Raw genomic sequence first — 23,010 nt, forward strand, 5'->3', positions numbered from 1 at the left:
CCCGTCGACCGCTTCGCTTTCGTGCACCGTCTAGAAGGTCCCGCGCAGACCGACCAGGAACTGACGGCCCGGCTTGTACTGCGTGAAGGTCGCATTCTCGAACTGGAAGTACGACCGCAGCGTCGCATTCGTGAAGTTCGCGACGTTGACCGTCAACTGCGGCGCCCCGGCAAGACCGAAGATCTTGTCCAGGTCGAACGACGACGAGAAATCGTAGGTCGTATAGTCCGTACCGAACAATGCCGCTGCCGGAATGCCGTTCTGCGCCGCACCGCTGTTCTGCGATCCCTCCCGCGAGGTGGTCGACACCCGCAGCATCACGCCGTGCTTTTCGTAATAGCCCGTGATGTTGTAGGTAAACGGCGCCACGCCGAACGCGGTTGCCGCCCCCTTGCTGGTCTGATCGACGACCGTCGCATTGGCGTTGAAGCCGAACCCGGTGATGCCGATGTTCTTGGTCAGGAAATCAAGTGGCTGGACCCACTGGAATTCGAGCCCGTTGATGGTCAGCTTGTCGGCCACGTTGATCTGCGACGTGACCTGGACCTGCGCGGTGCCGGGGCCGCCGCGCGAGTTGATCGCGATCTGCTGCGTCGGGTTCAGCGTGTCGTAGGTGATCCCGTATTGCGACAGGTTCGAGAACGGAACCGTGCTGATCGCGGTGTTCGTGAAGCCCTTGATCGACTTGCGGAACGCATTGAAGCTGACCACGCCTTCGCGGCCGGTATAATATTCGAAGCCCAGATCGATGTTCGTCGACATGTACGGCTCGAGCGCCGGGTTGCCGATCGACGCCTGATCCGCCGACGGCGCGCCGAAGTTCACGCCCGGCAACTGCGCCGACGGATCGGGACGCGTCATGGTACGCGACCCGGCGACGCGGACTACCGCGTGCTCGCTGACGTCGTAGGCGAAGGTCGCTGCGGGCAGCCACTTCGAATAGACGTTGCGCGTCGACACGATGCTGACGAGGTTCGGATAGCGGCTACCGTCCGGCAACGCGACGCCGGTCGCGGTCGTATTGCGGGGATCGGGCAACGACACGCGACCCGTGATCGTCTGGATCGTGTTGACGTAGCGCACGCCGACGTTGAACCGCAGCATGTTGCCGCCAAGGTCCTGCTCGCCGTTCACCGTGGCGAACGCGGACTTCACCACTTCGCGAATGCCGCCGCCGCTTGCGCCCGTGGTGGACGCACCGCTTTCCGGCGAGTTGTCGTGGTAGAAGTCATAGTTGGTCGCAGCCGCGAACTTCGGCCAGTCGACCGTCACGAAACCGGCTGGCCCTGGTGTCAGGTAGCTTGGGGCCGCCGAGTTGGGAACGAGCGAGCCACCATAGGTTACCGGGCCGGTCATGCCCGCGGTCGATCCAGTGCCGAAGCCCGGATAGGTCGGGTAGCCGGCTGGGATCACGCCCGGCGCATTCAGGCCTTCGCAGGGCGGCTGCGAATTCGGCGAGGCGACGAACACGCTGGGATTATTGCCGCAGACCGCGTTCTGGTACGCCTGGCTATTGTCGTTGCTGCTGATCCGGCGCGACACGTCGTCGAACGCGCCGCCGATCTTCAGGTTGAGCGCTGGCTTGCCCCAGGTCAGGTCGCCGCGCGCGCCCTTGCTCTTGTTGAGCCGGCGTTCGTCGGAGATGTTGACGCGGCTGCCGGGATTCCAGCCGAAGTTCGCCGGATCGTTCAGGTCCAGTGCGCTCTGGATCGTCGGGATGCCGCTGCCGTCGTTCGAATAGGTCACGGTGTTGCCGACACCCAGCGGGGTCGTCAGGCCGACCGACGGGTTCTCGCGGTGGAAGGTCGAGCGCGCGTAATTGCCCTGCAGGTTCAGCTTGAGCGTGTCGGAGATTTCCCACTCGCCGCCGGGGTTGATGCTGAAGAGCTTCGTCGTCTCGGTGTACGGGCGGAATTCGTTGAAGAACTGTGCGTTGGCGAACGTCCCGCCGGTGACGACGCAGCCGATCGTGCAGTCAGCCTTGTCGAACGTCAGGTTGGTCGGGATGATCGCGCCGTTGCGGACGATCCACGCCATGTTCTCGCGCGTCAGGTCGTTCTTCTTGTAGCCGTACAGGCCATCAACGTAGAAGTGCAGCGTATCGGACGGCTGCCATTCGGCGCTAACGATCGCGTTGATACGGTCGCGCGGACCGCGGATGCTGGTCGACCGGCCAAGCCGAGGCAGCAGCGCATTGTCGATCTGCTGGATCGTCGCGCCGGGGTTGTTCGCGAGCAGGAACGCGCTGGTGATCGGCGTACCGGCTACCAGCCCCGCACCGGCGCCAACAGGCACCACGACCGGGATCGTCCAGTTGCCGCCACCCGTCGTGTTGCAGCCCGAAGCAGCGCCGCACTGCGCCGACGTCAGCGCCGGATTGGTATAGCCAATCGTCTCGAACCCGCGCGTGTCGGTGAACAGGCGCTGGGCGGACACACCCGCCAGAATACCGACCTTGTCTCCGCGCCAGCTGCCGATCACTGAGCCGCGGGCACCGATCCGATCTTCTGGCGACTGCTTCGTACCCTGCACGTTATACGCCAGGAACGAGGTCGAGCGATCGAACGGGCGGGCCGACCGGAGGTCGATGTTACCGGCCGCGCCACCTTCGAGCAGGTCGGCGGTATAGCTCTTGTTGACCGTCAGCTTGGTGAACAGGTCGGTCGGGAAGAAGCTGAGGTCGACCGAACGATCGGTTCCCTGTGCGTCGGTCGCGCCCGACGACGCAACCGCGATCGTCGCGCCGTTGAGCGTGACGTTCGTGAAGTTCGATCCGAGACCACGGATTGCGACGTTCGTACCTTCGCCGGTCACGTCGCGCGTGATGGTGATGCCCGGGATGCGGTTGAAGGATTCGGCGATGTTGGTGTCGGGGAACTTGCCGATGTCCTCGGCGAAGATCGAATCCGTGAAGCCGGTCGCTGCGCGCTTGGCGTTCGTCGACTTGGCCAGGCTCGAACGATAGCCGGTGACGACGATGTCGCCGCTGTCGGCCGCATCGATCGTGCCGGGGGTCTGGTCGGAGTTCGGCAGGGCCGCTGCTGGCGACGCGGCAGGCGCGGTCGGCTCGGCGGTGGCGGGCGTTGGGCCTTGCGACGCGGCTGGTGCCGGGTCCTGCGTCGGCGGAATGGTCTGCGCCGCTGCAACGGTCGCCGACAGCGCTACCATCGTCGTCGCGCACAGGAGCGCTGCGCGCGTAAGACGAGGGGCCATTTTGAAAGGCGTCATGTTCAGGATCCTCTTGGAACCTCGCTGTCCGACTGGCGGCAGGAAGCGTCTCGTTGTTATGAAAGCTTGAAGAAAGTCAGGCGCCGGGCGCTAGGTACTGCGCGACGCACTCCACCACCTCGACCGACCGGCCGATGGGCATGCGACATCAAAGGCGTTGAAAGCCATCCCCGTTCCCCGTCACGCCTGTCTCATGCAGGTCATTTGATAGCGCTATCTTGCTGCTATTGGTCAGCGAGTCAAGCCTGTTCGGTTAGGCCAATTTTATCTTCGCTGGCCGACGAGTTGGTAACCGGTTTTCAGCAAGATCGCGGCCGTTCGATCAGCACGCCATTCGATCAGCACACTGCCCTTGGCAGTACCTCCCTTCCGTGAATCCGATCGTTGCGCGAGCAGCGTCATGTTCGCATCACCGCATCTGGTTGCCGGCCTTGTCACCGCGCAAGGTCACCGCGCCAAGTCACCGCGCAAACCACTGCTTGTCGCGCGTGCCGGAAATCACAGTATGCAAAGACCAAGTCTTGGTAGTCGGCGTAGAAAGTTGATTAACCCGATCTGCGGCATTTTACCAAATATCAGGCAACGAACTCCACCGCAGAACGCGCACGCCTTGCCTAAAATCGATTGTCGTGTCGGCGAACGTGGGATGAGTGGCATCATCCACGTTCGGAGAGGTGAGTACATGCGTTCCAATCTTCCTAAATATTACACGGCAGCCATCATCCTGGTTGGCGCGACGACGCTTGGCGGGTGCGCGACGAAGGGCTTCGTCCGGGAGCAGATCGCGACCGTCAACACGCGCATCGACGGCATGGACGGTCGCCTCCGCACGGTCGAAGGCACGTCCGGCCAGGCACTCGCCCAAGCCCAGGCTGCCGCCGGTCAGGCTCAGCAGAACGGCCAGCGTATCGATCAGATCAACGGTCGTGTCGACGGCATGGAACAGCAGTTGCAGCAGCGGCAGCGCAAGCCCCGCGGTTAAGCGCAACATCGCACACATCGATTGCCCGGCCGGACTATTCTGCTGACCATCACCGCGATCCTCGATGGGTCGTGCCACCGCGTCTTGCGCGTTGGCACGGCCATGATGCTGGCAATCGCGTTGCTTGCACCGCAGCTTAGTCTGGCCGCGCCTTCCAATACGAACGCGCGTGCCGCTGCGCCCGTGCGCAAGCGCAAGCCGCCCGCAGTGAAAACGGTGTCCCCGCCAATCGTTTTGGCGGAGGAAGCCGCGCAAACCGTGCGATCGGAGGCGGCGAGCCGCATGATCGCGTGGGTTGCGGCTGCGCACGACAACGGCATGCTGCCCTATGTCGTGATCGACAAACAGGCGGCGACGTTGTTCCTCTTCAGCGCGAAGGGCGACTTCCTTGGAGACGCGCCGGTGCTTCTCGGCATCGGGATCGGCGACGACTCGTCTCCGGGCGTCGGCGCCAAGAGCCTGGAAGAGATCGGTCCTGCCGAACGGACCACGCCGGCGGGTCGGTTCATCGCCAAGTTCGGTCGCGCGCTAGGTCGCCAGCGCGTCTTGTGGGTCGATTATACCAACTCGGTCGCACTCCACGCGGTGATCACCACGCACAAGGCCGAGCACCGGGTCGAGCGACTGCTGTCCCCGACACCGGACGACAACCGGATCAGCTTCGGCTGCATCAACGTCGGTACCAGTTTCTACAGCAGGAAGTTGCGCCCGCTATTCCAGCGGAAAGGCGGCATGGTCTACATCCTACCCGACACCAAATCGCTCGACGAGGTATTCCCGCGCGTGCGCCTGTTGCCGTATCTCGACACGGTCGCGAGCAAATAGGCCATATCGCCGAGGGGCAAAGTTATGATGATATTGATGGCAGCCCTGTTGGCCGCGGCCGACCGCCCCGTCGTGGTGAGTTCCGTCACGACTGCGCAACTCCTCGAGTTTTGCCGCGGTAAGGACAACGATCCCACGTCGAATTTCTGCACCGGCTACATCATCGCGGCGTTCGACACCTTGTCGCTGTCGCGCCAGATTTGCCCATCGCAGACCCGTTCGTCGAATATCGAGGTCGTCGCCACGACACGCAAATACCTGCGCAAACACGCCAAGGCGACGGGCACGGGGGCACCCTCGTTCGTCGTGCGCGAGGCGTTGCAACAGGCATTCCCCTGCAAGCATAAATAGCTGCGTCTAACCCGCTACGATCGCGATGCATGGCATTCGTACCGCGTAGCATAGCCGCGCGACTACCCGATCGCGTCCAAAGCGCGGCATGATGCGCGCATGGTATCAACACGCAACGCCATCGTCAGCCTCCCCGCCGGCGATATCCTGAGTCGATCCGAAGACGGCATCTCGATCTACCGCGCGGTCCCCTACGCGACCGCGCCGGTGGGTGAGCAGCGCTTTGCCGTCCCTCAGCCCGCCACCCCGTGGACCGGCGTCCGCCCTGCCTTGGACGGAGGCGCCAACGCACCGCAACGCACGCGGCAGGTGCCGGGACTAAATGCCGCGCCACTGATCGGCACGGGCTGGTCGAAGGGCGACGACTATCTGACGCTCGACGTCCTGCGCCCCGACGATCAGCGCACCGCCCTGCCCGTCATGGTGTTCATCCACGGTGGCGGATTCGTCGTCGGTAGCAAGGATGCGTCGGTACAGGACGGGCGGACCTTCGCACGCGACGGCATCGTCTATGTCGCGCTCAACTACCGGATGGGGATCGACGGCTTCCTGCCGATCCCCGGCGTCTCGACCAATCTCGGCCTGCGCGACATGATCGCGGGGCTCGGCTGGGTGCAGGCGAACATCGCGGCGTTCGGTGGGGATCCCGGCAACGTCACGGTGTTCGGCGAAAGCGCGGGCGCGATGGCGGTCGCCGATCTCGTCACGTCGCCGCTCGCCAAGGGCCTGTTCCGCCGCGCGATCGTGCAGAGCGGCCACGGTGGCATGACTCGCGAAATCGGCGTGGCGCAACGGCTGGTCCGCAAGCTCGCGAAGCTCCTGCGTATCACGCCAGATCGGGCCGGGTTTGCCAGCATCCAGCCAAGCGAAGCGATGCTGGACGCGGTCGAGAAAGTGTCGCTTCCAACGACACGGCTCGACCTGCGCGGGGCCGACGGACGCGAGCCGGTGTTCGGGATCAGCCGATTCGTGCCTGTCCACGGCGACGAGATACTCCCGACCGAGCCACTCGAAGCGCTCAAGCAAGGCGCCGGCGCCGAGGTCGAGCTACTGATCGGCAGCAACGCCGAGGAGATGAACCTCTACCTCATCCCCAGCGGCGTGCGCGACAAGGTCGGCAAGCTGCTCGCCTGGTTTATCCTGCGCAAGTCGCAGCCGCGCGCATGGGCGGTGCTCAAGGCGTACGGCATGGGCACAAACAAGGCACCGGGGCAGGCGCTGACCGATGCGATGAACGACCTCGTCTTCCGCTGGCCCGCGCGCAGGTTCGCCGAGGAGCATCGCGGGCGTACGCATATGTATGAGTTCGAATGGCGCTCGCCGCGCTTCGATGGAGAGCTCGGCGCGTCGCACGGCATGGAACTGCCGTTCGTGTTCGACAGCCTCGCAACATGCACCGGCGAGGACGGCCTGTGCGGCACCAATCCGCCACAGGAACTGGCGACCCGCACCCACAGGATCTGGATCGATTTCGCGCGCGACGGATCGCTGCCTTGGGCGCCGTTCGAGCGCGATACGCGATTGGTCTACAAGCTTGCCGCGGGTGAAGCACAGTTCGAGCCGCCGATGCCCGCCCAGCCTTTCCTGCCCTGACCGGAGCATTTGCATGTATCTCGACCGTCTCCGCCTCGACGGCCGCACCGCCTTGGTCACGGGTGGCGCGCAGGGCATCGGCTATTGCTGCGTCGATGCGCTCGCCGAGGCTGGCGCACGCGTCACGATCGCGGACCGTGACGCAGACGCGATCGGCGCCGCGATGGAGTCACTCCGTGCAAAAGGTCATATCGTCGAAGGCGTCGTCCTCGACGTGACCGACCCGGCGCGCGTGACTCAGGTCGCCGATCAGGCCGGCGTAATCGACATCCTCGTCAATAATGCCGGCATCGCGCGCAGCGAGACCGCCGCCGAAGACGTCACCGACGAACACTGGCGCAACGTCCTCGACGTGAATCTCAACGGCACCTTCTGGTGTGCACGCGCCTTCGGCCAGCATATGCTCGCCGCCGGAAAGGGCAGCATCGTCAATGTCGGATCGATGTCCGGCTTCATCGTCAACCGGCCCCAGCCGCAAAGCTATTACAACGCGTCGAAGGCGGCGGTGCACCAGTTGACCAAAAGCCTCGCCGCGGAATGGGCGCCGCGCGGCGTTCGCGTCAACGCGGTCGCGCCGACCTATATCGCAACCCCACTCAACGCCTTTGCCGACAAAGAAGGCGCGATGTACAAGCGCTGGATCGACGGCACCCCGCAAGGTCGCCTCGGCGAACCAGAAGAGGTCGCCTCGGTCGTCCACTTCCTCGCGAGCGATGCCGCAAGCCTGATGACCGGCAGCATCGTGCTCGCTGACGGTGGCTATACCTGCTGGTAAAACGAACTATCGACCGGCCAAGTCTCGATTCCGATCGGCATAGCGATCATCCTTTCCGATAGGTCGGACTAGGCGCACAACCTTTCTGACAGGTGAGCAGAGACTCGCCAGCCGTAGAGAGGATTATCGATGCGCCTTCGCACCCTGCTTGCTGCCTCCACCGCACTTGCCTTCGCGCTGCCCGCGACCGGCTGGGCTCAGGTCGCCAATACCCCCGACGCCACTGCCACCACCCCGCCCGGACAAGCCGCAACCGCGGCACCGCAGACCGGCGACCAGGACATCGTCGTCACCGCCCGCAAGCGCGCCGAGACCTTGCTCGACGTGCCGATCGCCGCGACCGCGATCAGCGGCAACACGCTGACCGAACGCGGCATCAATTCGGTGCGCGAGGCCGCAGCGTTGACGCCCGGCCTGAACATCACCAGCGACGGTGCGGGTCGCGCGTTCGTCTCGATCCGCGGCGTCGGCGTCACGCTGGTGCAGACGGTCCAGCCCGGCGTCGGCCTGTTCATCAACGGCATCTACCAGCCGAACACGTCGTATCTGAACAACCCACTGCTCGACATCGACCGGATCGAGGTGCTGCGCGGGCCGCAGGGCACGCTGTACGGCAAGAACACGCTGGGCGGCGCGATCAACGTCATCACCCGCCAGCCTTCGAACATGGTCGAGGCGCGTGGCAATTTGAGCTTTGCCGGCCCCGACGACAGCATCCTCGCCTCCGCCTCGGTCAGCGGTCCGATCATCAAGGACAAGCTGCAGGTCCGCATCGCCGCCGGCCACCGTCAGCAGGATGGCTTCCTGCGTAACCCTCTGCTCGGCACCGATGCCAGCCCGTTCAAGACGGACTCGCTCAACGGCACGATCCGTTTCGCGCCGGTCGACGACGTCGTGCTGACGGTGAACGGCTATTACGACTGGGTGAACGGCGCGAACACGCCCTATTCGCGCGTCACCGGCCCGACCGATTATTCGCGCATCGTCCAGTTCAACGCGCTGTCACGCGTCGAATACCGTTACCGCGGGCTCAGCGCCCGGCTCGAGGCGCCGATCGATGCGATCAATTCGAAGTTCACGCTGCTCGGATCGTACGACGCGCGCAACGGCTTCTCGCCCGACACTGACGCCGACTTCGGCCCCGCCAACATCGCCCGCTCGACAACCACTGACAAGCTCCGCACCAAGACCGTCGAAGCGCGGCTCGATACCGAGCTCAGCAGCACATTCAGCTCGCTAGTCGGCCTGTTTTACAGCCGCGAGACCACCGGCGCGACCGACACGACGCGGATCGTCCCGGCCAACCTCACCCGCCTGACCAACAACGCGACCCAGGCCGACACTTATGCCGCGTTCGGCACGTTGTTCTGGAAGCCGTCCCCCGCGTGGGAAGTCGCGCTGGGCCTGCGCTACGATCACGAGGATCGCAGCGCCGAGGGCAACGTCGCGATCTCGGTCGGGCCGGCCAACCTGCCGGTCACCGTCACCAACGCGAAGCTGAAATCCGACCAGGTCGAGCCACGGCTGTCGATCACGCGCCACTGGACCAGCCAGCTGATGACCTACGCCTCGGTCGCGCGCGGCTATCGTGGCGGCGGCTTCAACGCCCCGACCGCGCCGATCCGCACCTACAAGGGCGACTCCGCCTGGACCTATGAGGTCGGCTCGAAATACGTCTCGCCGGACCGCGTGTTCAGCCTGTCGGGCGACGTCTTCTACAACGATTATTCCAACTATATCGGCCTGAACTCGATCGCACCGGCGGCGGGTGGCGGGTTGGTCACGGTCGACCTCAACAGCGGCGACGTCGAGAGCTACGGCGCCGAGCTGGAGGCGACGGTGCGCCCGGTCCGGAACTGGTCGATCAACGGCAGCGTCACCTACCTCCACGCACGCCTCACGGACTCTTCGCCCTACACCGCGGTCACCGGTCGCCTGCTGTCGTCCGATCGGCTGACGTTCCAGCCGGACTTCAGCGGCAATATCTACAGTGACTACACCATCCCGCTCGGGGGCACCGACTCGGTGACGCTGACCGGCGGCGTCGTCGCCAAGGGCCGCCGCCTGGCGGGCACGCTCAACCAGACCACGCCGACGTTCCTGAAGGGCTATGCGCTGGTCAACACCGCGATCACCTATCGCACCGGGCCGCTCGAAGTCGCGGTGTTCGCCAACAACCTGCTGCAGAAGAACTATTTCGACGCGTACATCGAAAAGACGACGTTGCAGCTTGCCGGACTCCCCGCCTCCGATCTCGGCATCATCGGCGAGCGCCGCCGCATCGGCGTCCGCCTCGGCTTCAGGTTCTGATCCCATGCTTCTCGATACCGCCTTCGTCCGAGCCGAGCTCGATCCCGCCTTCCTCGACCGGTTGCGAGACCGGTTCGGGACCAGCCTTCACCTGACCGACGCGATGCTGCGCCAGCATGGCTCGAACGAGGCACATTTCGACGTTGTGCTTCCCGACGCGGTCGTCTTTGCACGCTCGACGCAGGACGTGGTCGATCTCGTCAATCTGTGCGTCGCCGCCGACGTGCCGATCGTGCCGTTCGGCGCCGGCACCTCGATCGAGGGCAACGCGGTACCGGTGCGCGGCGGGGTCAGCGTCAATCTGGGCGAGATGAACCAGATCGTCGCGGTCAACACTGACGACTTCGACTGCACCGTACAGGCCGGGTGCCGCCGCGAGCAACTGAACGAGCATCTGCGCGATACCGGGCTGTTCTTCCCGATCGATCCGGGCGCGAACGCGACGATCGGCGGCATGGCCTCGACTCGGGCAAGCGGCACCAACGCGGTCCGCTACGGCACGATGCGCGAGGCGGTGCTGAGCCTCAAGGTCGTCACCCCCGATGGGAAGATCATCACGACGTCCCGCCGCGCTCGGAAATCCGCGGCTGGCTACGACCTGACGCGGCTCTATGTTGGCAGCGAAGGCACACTCGGCATCATTACCGAGGTCACGCTACGCCTGCATCCGATCCCCGAGATGATCTCGTCGGCCGTGTGCGGCTTCGAAAGCCTGGAGGGCGCGATCACCACCGTCGTCCAGGCGATCCAGGTCGGCGTGCCACTCGCCCGCGTGGAAATTCTCGACGACATGCAGATCCGGGCGGTCAACGCGTGGTCAAAGCTCGGCCTGCCCGAGGTGACGACGTTGTTCTTCGAATTCCACGGGTCGCCCGGCGGCGTCGCCGAGCAGGTCGAGATGGTCAGCGCACTCGCGGCCGAGAACGGCGGTGGCGATTTTGCCTGGTCCAACTTGCCTGAGGAACGTGCCAAGCTCTGGAAGGCGCGGCACGAGGCCTATTACGCCGCCGTCGCGCTCCGGCCCGGCGCGGTCGGCTGGACCACCGACGTGTGCGTACCGATCAGCCGCCTGCCCGAGTGCATCACCGCCACCAAGCACGACCTTGCGAGCGCGAGCATGCCTGCGACCATTCTCGGGCATGTCGGCGACGGCAATTTCCACGTCATCTTCGCGATGGACCCGAGCTCGCAGGACGAACTGCGCGAGGTGAAGGCGATCAACGACCGGCTTGTCGCGCGCGCGCTGGAGATGGACGGCACCTGTACCGGTGAACACGGCATCGGTCTCGGCAAGCAGGACTGGCTGGTCAAGGAACTCGGCGACGCGGTCGACGTGATGCGCGTGCTGAAGCGCGCGCTCGATCCAAAGAACCTGTTCAACCCCGGCAAGATCTTCAGCCTGTGAGTGCGGCAACGCCCCCGTTCGCCCGCTCGCTCGCGCCGCTGTTTACACTGGCGCTGGCGATGATGCTCGGCTTCGCGCTGATGGGCTCGTTCGGTACCGTGCAGGAGGGCGCGAAGGCCGAACTGCACCTCAGCGATTACAGCCTCAGCCTGATCCAGGGATTGAGCGCCGCCTTGCCGCTCGCGCTGTTCTCGATCCCGATCGGCATATTGGTCGATCGGCACAACCGCGTCCGGATCATGTTCGCTCTCGTCGCGACGGTGATCGTAGGCACGGTGCTGACAGCGTTCGCAAACAGCGTCCTACTCTTGTTCGTCGCGCGGATGCTGACCGGCATCGGCGCGACCGGTGCGCTGACCGCCGCGCTGTCGCTGTGCGCGGACCTGTGTGCGCCGACCCAGCGTGGCCGCGCGCTGCTCATCATCAATCTCGGCAAGTCACTTGGCCAGGCGATGGCGTTCGGGCTGACCGGCATATTGTTCGGGATGATCGCGCATGGCGGCGCGCCCGACTGGTTCTGGCACGCGGCACCGTGGCGCAGCGCGCACCTCATGCTCGGCATCCTCGCCGCCGTCCTGATGATACCGCTGTTCCTGCTACGCGAACCTGCCCGCCAGGAGGTCGCCGCCAGTACGCACGCTCCGTTCCGCGTCGTCGCAGGCGAGCTCTGGGCACGCCGGACATTCCTGCTACCGTTGTTCATTGGCCAGGTCGGCGTCGTCATGGCCGATGCCGCCGCGGCGATCTGGGCCGCGCCGGTCCTCTCGCGCAGCTTCCACTTGCAACCTGATCAGGTCGCCTATTGGATGGGACCGCTGATCTTCTTCGCCGGCTTGCTCGGCGCGATCTTCGGCGGGCTGTCGGCGGACTGGGGCCAGAAGAGCGGACGGCGTGGTGGTCTCCTGATCGGCGCGGTAATCGCGGCGGCCGTCGGTATCCCCGCCGCATTGTTCCCGATCGCGCCGTCCGTGCCGGTCTTCGCCGCAGCGCTCGGCACGTTGCTGCTCTGCGGCGCGGCGACCGGTGTCGTGACGTCGGTCGCGCTGACCGTATTGATCCCCAACGAGCTTCGCGGGCTGTGCATCGGCGCGTTCATCGCCATCGCCGGACTGATCGGCTTCGGCGTCGCACCCACGTTGGTCGCCGCCGCGAGCAGCCTTTACGGCGGCGAAAGCCATCTCGATCAGGGTCTGGCGACGATCGGCATCCTCACCAGCCTGCTGTCGACGATCGCCTTCTTCATCGCGATGCGACGCGCCCCCGTGTCGGCAATGGCCGGACCTATCTGAAAGCCCTTGCACCAGCTATCGGATAGGTTATGATGCCCCTCTACCTGGAAACCGGGAGAGAGGCATCATGAAAGCACGAATCGACGTATCGCCAGAAATGATCGCCTTCATCGGCGACGGGATGGTCCCGCGCGAGGACTGGCCCGAAACGTCCGTTGGTTTCAGCTACCTATTCTCCCCGGCGATCTGCGCGTTCCACATGGATGCCGGTGCCGGTGACGATTTCGCAGCAGCTGACATCGTGTTCGTCGTGAAGCGTGAGGCCTGCGTGCGCACGTTCGGCATGTTGCCCGACACGGCTGCGACGTGGCACATGCCGAGCGAGATGCGGAGCATCGCGCTAGCGGTCCGCGACTGTCGCCTCACCGGCCTCGCCGCGGCGACGTTGCGCGTCGCGAAAAGCATCGAGCTCCTCTGCGTCACCTTTGAACAGCTTGGTGACGGGAGCATGATTCCGGCCGACGGAACCGGTATGCTGACCGCATCAGAGGCACGCCGCATCGCTGCCGCCCGCGACCTGATCGACAAGCGCTGGAACGAGAAGCTGACGCTCGAGACGATCTCGCGCGCATGCGGGATCAACCGCGCGCAATTGACACGCGGCTTCCGATCGATGTTCGCGATGAGCGTTGCCGATGCGATTGCCGACCGCCGGCTGGGCGGCGCTCGCCAGTTGCTGCTGGCGACCGACCTGCCGGTGTCGGCGATCGGCTATAAATGCGGCTATCTCAACAATGCGAGCTTCACGCGTGCCTTCTCCCGTCGCTTCGGTCAGGCCCCGACCCAGCTTCGCAACACCCGGCTTGCGGCATGAGCGTTTCGCTGGTCGATCAGGCCGTCAGCCGCGTTCGCGCGCATATCCGGGACCATGACCTGAAAGTCGGCGACACCCTGCCCGGCGAGGGGCACTTCGCCACTGAGCTCAGCGTCAGCCGCGCCGTCATGCGCGAAGCGTTCGGTGCGCTCGCCGCGCTCCGCCTGATCGACGTCGGCAACGGTCGCAAGGCGCGGGTCGGCGCGATCGACGGTTCGGTGATGGCCGCCTCGATCGACCACGCCGTCGCTACCGCACAGGTCACTACGACCGAAGTCTGGGATGTCCGCCGCACGCTGGAATTGCGTACTGCCGCTCTGGCCGCGGACCATCGCAGCGACGACGACGCGAGAACGATTATCGATCATGCCCGGCAAATGGCGTTTCACGCGAACGATCTGGATCGGCTCATCGGCCATGACATCGCGTTCCACCAAGCGATCGCTCGCGCAGGGGGCAACGCGCTGTTCCACCAGATCGTCCGCTCGTTCGAACAGCTGATGCGGATCGCCGTCCCAACTGCGTGGGATACGCGGGAAACGGATACGGAGCGCGCTACGGTATTCCGCGTTCACGAGGACATTGCCGAGGCGATTGCAGACCGGGCCCCGAAAGCCGCCACCCTACTGATGGAGGCGCATTTCGATAATTCGATCAGCGCGATATTATCTACCGCCGCGTGACCTCCGCATGCCGGCGACCATCACGGCGCCGGCCGCTCCACCTGAGCCTCGGCGAGATACACGCCGAACAAGCCCTCGGGGTCGGTCCACGCCGCGATCGGCGTCCATCCGCCTGACCGAAGCAGGATCCGTGCATCGCGCGCGCCATATTTGTGGCTGTTCTCGGTGTGGATCGTCTCGCCTGCCGTTATCTCGAACGGCCGCCCGTCGACCGAAAACGCGACATCGCGCACCGCCTCCAGATGCATCTCGATCCGTGCGCGATCGTCGTTCCACACCGCCTTGTGCCGGAACGCGTCGACCGGGATATCGCCGTCCAGTTCGCGGTTGATCCGCTCGAGCAGGTTCAGGTTGAACGCCGCCGTCACGCCCTGCGCATCGTCATACGCGGGCACCAGCACGTCCTCGCTTTTGATCCGGTCCATCCCGATCAACAGCATTGCACCCACGCCGAGCGAAGACCGCATCGCGCGCAACAGGTCGACCGCCATCAACGGGATCATATTGCCGATCGTCGACCCCGGAAAAAACCCCAGCTTGGGCGTATCTGCAATTGTCTTCGGCAAACTCAACGGCCGCATAAAGTCCGCCTCGAACGGCAGTACCAGCAGGTCGGGGAAATGATCGCCCAGCACCTTCGACGACTCGCGTAGGAAATCGCCCGAGATGTCGATCGGCACGTAAACCGACGGCGCTACGGCATCGAGCAGGATCGGCGTCTTGGTCGACGACCCGGAGCCGAACTCGACAACCGCACGCCCTGCTCCCGCTAACGTCGCCACCTCGGGACAGGCCGTCTCCAGGATCGAGCGCTCGGTCCGCGTCGGATAATATTCGGGCAGGTCGGTGATCTTCTCGAAGAGTTCCGAGCCGCGCCGGTCGTAGAACCAGCGCGCCGGGATAGCCCGCGGGCGCCGCGCAAGGCCGTCCAGCACGTCCGCGCGGAATTGCGGGTCGGCGAGCGTCTGCTGGCCGTCCTCGATCTCAGGCTTCAACATCAGATATCTTTCGCGAGACGCACGCCGGTGAACTGCCACCGTTGGTGCGGATAAAAGAAATTGCGGTAGCTCGGCCGGGCATGGCCACGCGGCGTGGCACAACTGCCACCGCGCAGGATGAACTGCGAACTCATGAACTTGCCGTTATACTCACCAACGGCGCCGGCCGCGGTCACGAACCCGGGATACGGGCGGTACGCGCTGCCGGTCCATTCCCAGACATCGCCGAAAAATGCCGGGCCATTCGCCGCAGGCCGAGGCTCGACCGGCCCCGCGACGTCCATCTGGTTGCCGCCGCGCGCATCATGCGACGCCGCCGCCGCCTCCCATTCGAACTCCGTCGGCAACCGTGCACCAGCCCAGCTCGCATACGCGTCTGCCTCGAAGAAGCTCACATGCGTCACCGGTGCCGCCGGATCGATCGCGCGTCGGCCGTCGAGCCCGAACCGCGTCCAGCCCGCCTCGCCCTGTTCCCAATACAGCGGCGCGACGATGCCCTCGGCCCTCACCCACGCCCAACCATCCGCCAGCCAATGCCGCGCTTCAGTGTAGCCACCGTCGGCAATGAACGCCGCCCATTCGCCGTTCGTCACGGTCCGGTCGGCGATCGCATGCGGTACCAGCAAGGCGGCGTGACGCGGTCCCTCGCAGTCGAACGCGAACCCGTCGCCGTCATGCCCGACCTCGACGATCCCGCTCTCGCGCGCGATCCAGCCGATCGACCCCGGCATCTCGACCGGCACTTTCCGCGCCGCCGGCCACATCGCCGGTTCCAGCGGGTTCTCGGAAAACATGTGGAGGATGTCCGTCACCAGCAATTCCTGGTGCTGCTCCTCGTGATGACACCCGAGCGCAACCAACGCCTGCGCATCCGCCGACAACCCAGGCAGCGCATCGAGCAACGCCGCATCGACATGCGCACGATACGCCCGCACTTCGTCGAGCGACGGCCGCGTCACCATCCCGCGCCGATCGCGCGCATGGCGCCGCCCCTCGGCCTCGTAATAGCTGTTGAACAGGAACGGAAAACGCTCGTCATGCAGCGCATAGCCAGCGACGTGATCACGCAACACGAAGGTCTCGAAGAACCACGTCGTATGCGCCAGATGCCACTTGGTCGGCGACACGTCGTCCATCGACTGCACCGTCGCATCTGCATCCGACAGCGGCGCGGCGAGCGCCAGCGTCAGCGCGCGTACGGCGGAAAAACGCTCACTCAAATCCGACGAATGAGCGGGAGTGATATCTGGACGAACAGGCTGCGGCATCGATTATCCTTCAATGCGTCGCCAAGCACCGCAACGCTCGAACGCCGATCACGCCTGCGCGCGCGTAGCCCCCGGTCGCCATAGAACGTCGCCGGCCCCGTTTTGGTTCACCGCCCGCGACGCCACGAACAGGAAATCCGATAGCCGGTTAACATACGCTAATGCCGCGGGATTCAGCGGCATATCGTGCGTCGCCGCGACCGCGGATCGCTCCGCGCGCCGCGAAATCGCCCGCGCCAGATGCAGTGCGGCGGCCTGCGGCGACCCGCCCGGCAGGATGAAGCTCCGCAAGGGCGCAAGGTGCGTGTTCATCGCATCGATCTCGCGCTCGAGTCGCTCGACCTGCGCCGGCACGATCCGCAACACCATCTCGGACGGTGCAAATCCGTCGTCGGTTGCAGGCGTCGCAAGGTCGGCACCAAGATCGAACAGGTCGTTCTGGATCCGCTCCAGCGCCACGGCGAGCGGATCGTCGCCGAGCGCCACCACCGCCACGCCGATCGCGGAGTTCGCCTCGTCGACATCGCCGATCGCCTGCATCAGCGCGCTGGCCTTCGACACACGTGATCCGTCGACCAGCCCCGTCGTGCCGTCGTCACCCGTTCGCGTGTAGATCTTGTTGAGCTTGACCATCGGCCGATTCCTTCTGCCCGACCATGCTTTGCCACAAACCCGTCACCCCAGCGAAAGCTGGGGTATCCCTCGTGGCTCGCGACATCCGCCTAACATCGAAATCCCAGCTTGCGCTGGAATGACGGTAATTAGGAAAGCGCGTCAGACCCTAGTTCCGCCCCGCCGCGAACAGGATCACCACCACGATCAGGATCGCCAGCGCCTGGAAAAAGATCCGCTGCTGCATCATCCGATTCGATTTGAGCGACGCCGCGCTCGGGCCGTTGCCGTCGCGGACCTGCGCCGTCCCCTCCTGCAGGAACGACACGACGCCCCGCACCAGGGCCACGACGGTCGCGATCATCGCCGCGATCAGGAGGATGACGAGGAATGTGTTCATGAGAGGAATGTAAGCGCACCAGATGCTGCTAGCAATGGCTGTAGCAGTGTTGCGGAACCCTTCGTGATGCGTGCAAATGCTGCATGTTATACTTGACGCTGAAAGCCCTGATTTCCGGCATACTTATCGCCGCCGCCTCGGAAATCGCCAAGCGCTACCCCGGCTTCGGCGCGCTCGTCGCGTCGCTGCCGTTGGTGTCGGTGCTCGGCATGATCTGGCTCTGGCACGACAAGCCCGACCCGCGGACGATGGCCGCGCATGCCGGCGCGACGTTCTGGTACGTGCTGCCGTCGCTGCCGATGTTCCTGCTGATCCCGGCGATGCTTCGGCAGGGTGCGTCGTTCTGGGTGTCGCTGGTGGCGGGATGCGTGCTGACGATCGCGCTGTACGCGGCGATGACGTGGGCCGCGCCGAGGTTGGGGATCGAGCTTTAGCGCATCCCATACAAGCAAAAGCCCCCCCGGCGAAGGCCGGGGCCCAGTTGGAAAGGTCGCAATAACGAAGCGCAGCGTTCAGTTGCAACGTCCCCCAACTGGACCCCGGCCTCTGCCGGGGTGGTGGCACGTTACAGGCGTCGTACCCTCCTCCTTGTTTCCCCGCGAAGGCGGGGACCCAGACTGGGCTCCCGCCTTCGCGGGAGAACAAGGAAGTGCAGGCTGCGCTGTGTTGGCGACCGCACCGTGTTCGAAGGATATTGGCACCAATCCGGTCATGCGCTCACCCGGCCCCCGCTAGCCGATCGCCATCATCCCCCACTCCGTACCCGAGCCGCCAACGCCACCCCATCCTCCCCCGCAGCCCGCATCTCCGCCAGCGACAAAGCCCCATCCCGCTTCGCCAACCGCCGCCCCGCCGCATCCACAATCATCGGATGATGATGATAGCGCGGCACCGCCAACCCCAGCAAAGCCTGCAACACCCGGTGCACGTCCGTCGCCGCGAACAGGTCCACCCCGCGCACCACGTCCGTCACCCCCTGCGCCGCATCATCCAGAGTCACCGCCAGATGATAACTCGCCGGCGCATCCTTCCGCGCCAGCACGACGTCCCCCTGCGCCAACGGATCGGCGACAACCGTTCCCGCAATCGCATCGTGCCACGAGAGCACGCCGGCAATCGCCACAGCCTCCGCCATGTCGAGCCGCCAGCAATGCGCCACATCCCCCCGCGCAGCGACCTCCTCCGCGCTCAAACGGCGACACGTGCCCGGATAGACCGGCCCGACATCCCCCTGCGGCGCAGAGGCACTCGCCGCGATCTCCGCCCGCGTACAGAAACAGGGGTAAACCAGCCCGCGCGCCTTCAGCCGCTCCAGCGCAGCGTCATACGTAGCCAGCCGCTCCGACTGGAACACCAGCAAATCCCATCGCAGCCCGAGCCAAGCCAGGTCCTCCAAGATCCCAGCGACGAACTCAGGCCGACTCCGCGTCCCGTCGATATCCTCGATCCGCAGCAGGAACCGCCCGCCCCGCTCCCGCGCGTAATCGTGCGCGCGGATCGCCGAGACCGCATGGCCCAGGTGCAACCGCCCCGTCGGGCTCGGCGCGAACCGCGTTACGACCGGTCCGTCGCTCAGCATGCTTGACCGACCGCCACGCGGCGTGCTGTCATGCCGCTGTCATCGCTGTCGTCCATAGGGCGCTCTGCGAAGCCTGAGTGGGAGGAGCCGTGTTTCACCCCGATCTGATGCGTCACCCGGATGGTTGTCCGGCGCTCGTGCTCAATGCCGATTATACGCCGCTTTCCTACTATCCGCTCAGCGTCTGGCCGTGGCAAACCGCGGTCAAGGCTGTCTTCCTCGACCGGGTCGACATCGTCGCCACCTATGAACGCGAAGTCCGCAGCGCCAATTTCGCGCTGAAGCTGCCCTCGGTGATCGCGCTCAAGCAGTTCGTCCGACCGTCGCAATTTCCCGCCTTCACCCGCTTCAATCTGTTCCTGCGCGACAAGTTCACCTGCCAATATTGCGGCAAGCTGCGCGATCTCACCTTCGACCATGTCGTGCCGCGCGCGCAAGGCGGTCGTACCACGTGGGAGAACGTCGTCACCGCCTGCTCGCCCTGCAACCTCAAAAAGGGCGGCCGCACGCCGAAACAGGCGGCGATGCCGCTGCATATCGAGGCGATCCGCCCGACCAATTGGCACCTCCAGGAACACGGCCGCAGCTTCCCACCCAACTACCTGCACGACACGTGGCACGACTGGCTGTACTGGGACATCGAACTCGAGGCCTGACGGCATCGATACGACGGGAGATTCTATGCAGGTGAAACTGGTAGCGGCGCTCGCCGCGACGGGAATTCTGGTGTCCGCGTGCGGCAACAAGGACGAGCAGCGCGCGCAGGCCGACGCCAACGCGGTCGGCTTCGTGCCGCCCTCGGTGACCTCGCGGCTCGACTTCGGCGCCAGCATGGAACGGCGTTTCCGCACGCTCGACCGCAACGGCGACGATCGGGTCACCAAGGACGAACTCCCCTCGCCGAATGCCCGCATCAAGGCGTTCGACCGCAACAAGGACGGTGTCATCACCGCGATCGAATGGAGCGAAGGCACGCTCGCCTGGTTCGACAGAATGGACCTGAACCATGACGGCACGGTCACGTCGGAAGAGCGGGCGGAGTCGCGGAAGCGCTGATCGCTGCAACAATCTGTCGCTCCGAGGTCCGTCGGGGCGACTATTTAAGCGTGTCGCCTAGCGTTCACGGTTGACCTGATCCCTGCCGCAGCGCAGCAGGGAATCATGGCAAGCCTCCCCGCAATCGCGAACAATTCCGACATCCGTTTTCTTGGCAAACTGCTCGGCGACGTCATCCGCGCCTATGGCGGCGAGCGTCTGTTCGCGGCCACCGAGACGATCCGAAAAGCATCGGTCGAACGCCACCGCGACGCCTCCGAAGGCAAGCCCGGCGACGATCGCGCCGTCGATCTCAGCCTCGAAAAGCTCAGCCTCGACGAGACGCTCGATTTCGTCCGCGGCTTCATGCTCTTCTCGATGCTCGCCAACCTCGCCGAAGACCGCCAGGGCATCGCCGCGGAAGACGGCGCCGATCTCGCCTCCGCGATCGCCCAGCTCGAACCCGAAGGCATCGACCGCGCCCAGATCCGCACGCTGCTCGACCACGCGCTGATCGCCCCCGTGCTCACCGCGCACCCGACCGAAGTCCGCCGCAAAAGCATGATCGACCACCGCAACCGCATCGCCGAGCTAATGGGCCTGCGCGATCTCGGCCGCGACACCACGCCCGACGGCGACAGCGTCGACGACGCGATCCTCCGCCAGATCGCGCTGCTCTGGCAGACGCGCGTCCTGCGCCGCGACCGCCTCTACGTCACCGACGAGGTCGACACCGCGCTTAGCTACCTGCGCGACGTGTTCCTCCCAGCGCTCCCCGCGCTCTACCAGCGCTGGGACCGCGCCCTCGGCGAACGCACGCCGAGCTTCCTGCGCCCCGGCAGCTGGATCGGCGGCGACCGCGACGGCAACCCGTACGTCACCGCCGATTCGCTCAAGACCGCGCTAGCGAAGGCGAGCGAGGCCGTGCTCGGCTATTATTGCGACGCCGTACACGCGCTCGGCGCCGAACTCTCGATCTCGACCGAGCACGCGCCCGCCGACGCCGCGGTGCAGGCGCTCGCCGACGCCAGCGGCGACGACGCCGCCAGCCGCAGTGACGAGCCCTACCGCCGCGCGCTCTCCGGCATCTACGCCCGGCTGTCCGCGACGCACGACGCACTCACCGGCAAGCACGCCCCCCGCCCCGGCCGGCTCGTCGGCGAACCCTACGCCAACCCCGCCGACTTCCGCGCGGACCTCGTCACGCTCGCGCATGGCCTCGGCATCGCGCTGAAGACCGGCGGCGCGCTCGGCCCGCTGATCCGCGCGGTCGAGACGTTCGGCTTCCACCTCGCCACCCTGGACCTTCGCCAGAACAGCGCCGTCCACGAACGCGTCGTCGCCGAACTGCTGAAAGTCGCCGGCGTCGAGGACGATTACCTCGCGCTCGACGAAGACGCCCGCGTCGCGCTGCTCGGCCGCGAACTCGCCAACGCCCGCCCGCTCACCTCGCGCTTCGCCGAATATTCCGAAGAAACCGCCGGCGAACTCGCGATCGTCCAGGCCGCCGCCGACGCGCACGCCGCCTACGGCCCGGCGTGCATCACCAACTACATCGTCTCGATGGCGCAGTCGGTCAGCGACCTGCTCGAAGTGAACCTCCTGCTCAAGGAAGTCGGCCTCTACCGCCCCGGCGAAACCCCGACCGCGGCGATCATGGCCGTGCCCTTGTTCGAGACGATCGGCGATCTCGAAGCCGCCCCCGCCGTCATGTCCGCCTGGTTCGCGCTCCCCGAGATCGCCACCATCTCCAAGGCACGCGGCCATCAGGAAGTGATGATCGGCTATTCGGACAGCAACAAGGACGGCGGCTACCTCACCTCCACCTGGCAGCTCTCGAAAGCCTCGACCGCGCTAAAACCCGTCTTCGCAGCCGCCGGCGTCGGCATGCAGCTGTTCCACGGCCGCGGCGGCGCGGTCGGCCGCGGCGGCGGCTCCGCCTTCCGCGCGATCCGCGCGCAGCCCTCGGGCACCGTCCAGGGCCGCATCCGCATCACCGAGCAAGGCGAAGTCATCGCCGCCAAATACGGCACGCGCGACGCCGCGATGACCAATCTCGAAGCAATCGCCTCCGCCATGTTGCTCGCAAGCCTCGAACCCGAACGCCTCTCCAATGCCGACAACGCAAGCTTCTCTGCGGCAATGGACAAGCTCAGCGACACCGCATTCCACAGCTACCGCGACTTGGTTTATGGCACGGAGGGCTTCCGCACCTTCTTCCGCCAGATGACCCCGATCGCCGAGATCGCCGGCCTCAAGATCGGCAGCCGCCCCGCCAGCCGCACCAAGTCCGACCGCATCGAAGACCTCCGCGCGATCCCCTGGGTGTTCAGCTGGGCACAAGCACGAGTCATGCTCCCCGGCTGGTACGGCGTCGGCCGCGCGATCGCCGATTTCGAGGACAAGGCGCTGCTGAAGGACATGGCGCAGGGCTGGCCGCTCTTCGCCTCCGCGCTGGCGAACCTGGAGATGGTGCTAGCCAAGTCCGACATCGGTATCGCCGAACGCTATGCCGGGCTCGTCGAGGACGCCAAGCTCCGCGAGATCTTCACCACGATCCGCGACGGCTGGCACCAGACCCACGACGGCCTGCTCGCGGTAACAGGCCAGTCCCGCCTGCTAGAAAAGCACCCCGCCCTAGACGCCTCGATCCGCCTCCGCCTGCCGTATATCGAGCCGCTCAACCTTCTCCAGATAGAACTGATCAAACGCCGCCGCGCAGGCGAGGACGACCCGCGGATAGGCGAAGGCATCCTCCTATCCATCAACGCCATCGCCACCGCCCTGCGAAACAGCGGCTAATCTGCTCCCCTCCCGCCTGCGGGAGGGGTCGGGGGAGGGGCGTGCCCCATCGACCGGGCGC

Annotated in this window: 20 protein-coding genes; 14 read left to right on the forward strand and 6 right to left on the reverse strand. The window is 65.5% G+C overall.

Annotated features, from left to right (window positions below; all coding sequences use genetic code 11):
* Positions 1–30: 30 nt before the first annotated feature.
* Positions 31–3,228, reverse strand: coding sequence for a TonB-dependent receptor (locus AC1ME3_RS03810; protein WP_480954920.1), 3,198 nt, complete (start codon positions 3,226–3,228; stop codon positions 31–33).
* Between the two features lie 682 nt (positions 3,229–3,910).
* Here AC1ME3_RS03810 and AC1ME3_RS03815 point away from each other — a divergent pair.
* The 10 genes from AC1ME3_RS03815 (at position 3,911) to AC1ME3_RS03860 (ending at position 14,255) form a co-directional block, all read left to right on the forward strand.
* Positions 3,911–4,210: a hypothetical protein gene (locus AC1ME3_RS03815; protein ID WP_353465457.1), complete on the forward strand. Its 300-nt coding sequence runs from the start codon at positions 3,911–3,913 to the stop codon at positions 4,208–4,210.
* A 102-nt stretch (positions 4,211–4,312) separates the two neighbouring features.
* Positions 4,313–5,035 (forward strand): hypothetical protein, encoded by a 723-nt coding sequence (locus AC1ME3_RS03820; RefSeq protein WP_480954921.1) that lies wholly within the window; start codon positions 4,313–4,315, stop codon positions 5,033–5,035.
* Positions 5,036–5,083: 48 nt separating this feature from the next.
* Entirely contained in the window at positions 5,084–5,386 is a 303-nt protein-coding gene (locus AC1ME3_RS03825) for a Rap1a/Tai family immunity protein (RefSeq protein WP_480954922.1), read from the forward strand.
* Between the two features lie 99 nt (positions 5,387–5,485).
* Positions 5,486–6,979, forward strand: coding sequence for a carboxylesterase/lipase family protein (locus AC1ME3_RS03830; protein WP_480954923.1), 1,494 nt, complete (start codon positions 5,486–5,488; stop codon positions 6,977–6,979).
* A gap of 13 nt (positions 6,980–6,992) precedes the next feature.
* Positions 6,993–7,754, forward strand: a complete 762-nt coding sequence (locus AC1ME3_RS03835) for an SDR family NAD(P)-dependent oxidoreductase (RefSeq protein ID WP_480954924.1) — start codon at positions 6,993–6,995, stop codon at positions 7,752–7,754.
* Between the two features lie 129 nt (positions 7,755–7,883).
* A complete protein-coding gene (locus AC1ME3_RS03840) occupies positions 7,884–10,064 on the forward strand; it encodes a TonB-dependent receptor (protein WP_480954925.1) in 2,181 nt (726 codons plus the stop codon).
* 4 nt (positions 10,065–10,068) lie between these two features.
* Positions 10,069–11,469, forward strand: coding sequence for an FAD-binding oxidoreductase (locus AC1ME3_RS03845; protein WP_480954926.1), 1,401 nt, complete (start codon positions 10,069–10,071; stop codon positions 11,467–11,469).
* Entirely contained in the window at positions 11,466–12,758 is a 1,293-nt protein-coding gene (locus AC1ME3_RS03850) for an MFS transporter (protein WP_480954927.1), read from the forward strand. Before AC1ME3_RS03845 ends, AC1ME3_RS03850 begins: the two co-directional genes overlap by 4 nt.
* A gap of 67 nt (positions 12,759–12,825) precedes the next feature.
* Positions 12,826–13,572 carry a helix-turn-helix transcriptional regulator gene (locus tag AC1ME3_RS03855; RefSeq protein ID WP_480954928.1) on the forward strand — a complete coding sequence of 249 codons (747 nt, stop codon included), beginning with the start codon at positions 12,826–12,828 and terminating at the stop codon, positions 13,570–13,572.
* Complete coding sequence (locus AC1ME3_RS03860) at positions 13,569–14,255, forward strand: FadR/GntR family transcriptional regulator (RefSeq protein WP_480954929.1); 687 nt, start codon at positions 13,569–13,571, stop codon at positions 14,253–14,255. Before AC1ME3_RS03855 ends, AC1ME3_RS03860 begins: the two co-directional genes overlap by 4 nt.
* A gap of 20 nt (positions 14,256–14,275) precedes the next feature.
* On the opposite strand, the gene egtD is transcribed toward AC1ME3_RS03860, so the two are convergent.
* From egtD to AC1ME3_RS03880, 4 genes are all read right to left on the reverse strand, one after another.
* Positions 14,276–15,253 carry an L-histidine N(alpha)-methyltransferase gene (gene egtD, locus AC1ME3_RS03865; protein ID WP_480954930.1) on the reverse strand — a complete coding sequence of 326 codons (978 nt, stop codon included), beginning with the start codon at positions 15,251–15,253 and terminating at the stop codon, positions 14,276–14,278.
* Positions 15,253–16,521, reverse strand: coding sequence for an ergothioneine biosynthesis protein EgtB (gene egtB / locus AC1ME3_RS03870; RefSeq protein ID WP_480954931.1), 1,269 nt, complete (start codon positions 16,519–16,521; stop codon positions 15,253–15,255). The genes egtD and egtB overlap by 1 nt, the downstream gene beginning before the upstream one ends.
* A gap of 48 nt (positions 16,522–16,569) precedes the next feature.
* On the reverse strand, positions 16,570–17,154 hold the full coding sequence (locus tag AC1ME3_RS03875; RefSeq protein ID WP_480954932.1) for a cob(I)yrinic acid a,c-diamide adenosyltransferase: 585 nt from the start codon (positions 17,152–17,154) through the stop codon (positions 16,570–16,572).
* A gap of 148 nt (positions 17,155–17,302) precedes the next feature.
* Positions 17,303–17,533, reverse strand: a complete 231-nt coding sequence (locus AC1ME3_RS03880) for a twin transmembrane helix small protein (RefSeq protein WP_056052241.1) — start codon at positions 17,531–17,533, stop codon at positions 17,303–17,305.
* 83 nt (positions 17,534–17,616) lie between these two features.
* Here AC1ME3_RS03880 and AC1ME3_RS03885 point away from each other — a divergent pair, with 83 nt between their 5' ends.
* Entirely contained in the window at positions 17,617–17,967 is a 351-nt protein-coding gene (locus tag AC1ME3_RS03885; protein ID WP_480954933.1) for a DUF3147 family protein, read from the forward strand.
* 311 nt (positions 17,968–18,278) lie between these two features.
* Here the strand turns inward: AC1ME3_RS03885 and gluQRS are convergent, their stop codons facing one another.
* Positions 18,279–19,112, reverse strand: coding sequence for a tRNA glutamyl-Q(34) synthetase GluQRS (gene gluQRS / locus AC1ME3_RS03890; protein ID WP_480954934.1), 834 nt, complete (start codon positions 19,110–19,112; stop codon positions 18,279–18,281).
* Between the two features lie 89 nt (positions 19,113–19,201).
* On the opposite strand from gluQRS, the gene AC1ME3_RS03895 reads away from it, so the two are divergent.
* The 3 genes from AC1ME3_RS03895 to ppc all read left to right on the forward strand — a co-directional run bounded on the left by AC1ME3_RS03895 (position 19,202) and on the right by ppc (position 22,949).
* Positions 19,202–19,768, forward strand: a complete 567-nt coding sequence (locus AC1ME3_RS03895; protein ID WP_056052248.1) for an HNH endonuclease — start codon at positions 19,202–19,204, stop codon at positions 19,766–19,768.
* Positions 19,769–19,793: 25 nt separating this feature from the next.
* Positions 19,794–20,168, forward strand: coding sequence for an EF-hand domain-containing protein (locus AC1ME3_RS03900; RefSeq protein ID WP_056065595.1), 375 nt, complete (start codon positions 19,794–19,796; stop codon positions 20,166–20,168).
* Between the two features lie 105 nt (positions 20,169–20,273).
* Positions 20,274–22,949 (forward strand): phosphoenolpyruvate carboxylase, encoded by a 2,676-nt coding sequence (gene ppc / locus AC1ME3_RS03905; RefSeq protein ID WP_480954935.1) that lies wholly within the window; start codon positions 20,274–20,276, stop codon positions 22,947–22,949.
* Positions 22,950–23,010: the final 61 nt, after the last annotated feature.

This window comes from Sphingomonas sp. BL2 (assembly GCF_056680015.1).

What these genes read in the sequence shown, in the direction of transcription:
- AC1ME3_RS03810 (WP_480954920.1), bottom strand. Translation starts at nt 3,228, where the DNA reads ATGACGCCTTTCAAAATGGCCCCTCGTCTTACGCGCGCAGCGCTCCTG.
- AC1ME3_RS03815 (WP_353465457.1), top strand. Translation starts at nt 3,911, where the DNA reads ATGCGTTCCAATCTTCCTAAATATTACACGGCAGCCATCATCCTGGTT.
- AC1ME3_RS03820 (WP_480954921.1), top strand. Translation starts at nt 4,313, where the DNA reads ATGATGCTGGCAATCGCGTTGCTTGCACCGCAGCTTAGTCTGGCCGCG.
- AC1ME3_RS03830 (WP_480954923.1), top strand. Translation starts at nt 5,486, where the DNA reads ATGGTATCAACACGCAACGCCATCGTCAGCCTCCCCGCCGGCGATATC.
- AC1ME3_RS03835 (WP_480954924.1), top strand. Translation starts at nt 6,993, where the DNA reads ATGTATCTCGACCGTCTCCGCCTCGACGGCCGCACCGCCTTGGTCACG.
- AC1ME3_RS03840 (WP_480954925.1), top strand. Translation starts at nt 7,884, where the DNA reads ATGCGCCTTCGCACCCTGCTTGCTGCCTCCACCGCACTTGCCTTCGCG.
- AC1ME3_RS03845 (WP_480954926.1), top strand. Translation starts at nt 10,069, where the DNA reads ATGCTTCTCGATACCGCCTTCGTCCGAGCCGAGCTCGATCCCGCCTTC.
- AC1ME3_RS03855 (WP_480954928.1), top strand. Translation starts at nt 12,826, where the DNA reads ATGAAAGCACGAATCGACGTATCGCCAGAAATGATCGCCTTCATCGGC.
- AC1ME3_RS03860 (WP_480954929.1), top strand. Translation starts at nt 13,569, where the DNA reads ATGAGCGTTTCGCTGGTCGATCAGGCCGTCAGCCGCGTTCGCGCGCAT.
- egtD (WP_480954930.1), bottom strand. Translation starts at nt 15,253, where the DNA reads ATGTTGAAGCCTGAGATCGAGGACGGCCAGCAGACGCTCGCCGACCCG.
- egtB (WP_480954931.1), bottom strand. Translation starts at nt 16,521, where the DNA reads ATGCCGCAGCCTGTTCGTCCAGATATCACTCCCGCTCATTCGTCGGAT.
- AC1ME3_RS03875 (WP_480954932.1), bottom strand. Translation starts at nt 17,154, where the DNA reads ATGGTCAAGCTCAACAAGATCTACACGCGAACGGGTGACGACGGCACG.
- AC1ME3_RS03880 (WP_056052241.1), bottom strand. Translation starts at nt 17,533, where the DNA reads ATGAACACATTCCTCGTCATCCTCCTGATCGCGGCGATGATCGCGACC.
- AC1ME3_RS03885 (WP_480954933.1), top strand. Translation starts at nt 17,617, where the DNA reads ATGTTATACTTGACGCTGAAAGCCCTGATTTCCGGCATACTTATCGCC.
- gluQRS (WP_480954934.1), bottom strand. Translation starts at nt 19,112, where the DNA reads ATGCTGAGCGACGGACCGGTCGTAACGCGGTTCGCGCCGAGCCCGACG.
- AC1ME3_RS03900 (WP_056065595.1), top strand. Translation starts at nt 19,794, where the DNA reads ATGCAGGTGAAACTGGTAGCGGCGCTCGCCGCGACGGGAATTCTGGTG.
- ppc (WP_480954935.1), top strand. Translation starts at nt 20,274, where the DNA reads ATGGCAAGCCTCCCCGCAATCGCGAACAATTCCGACATCCGTTTTCTT.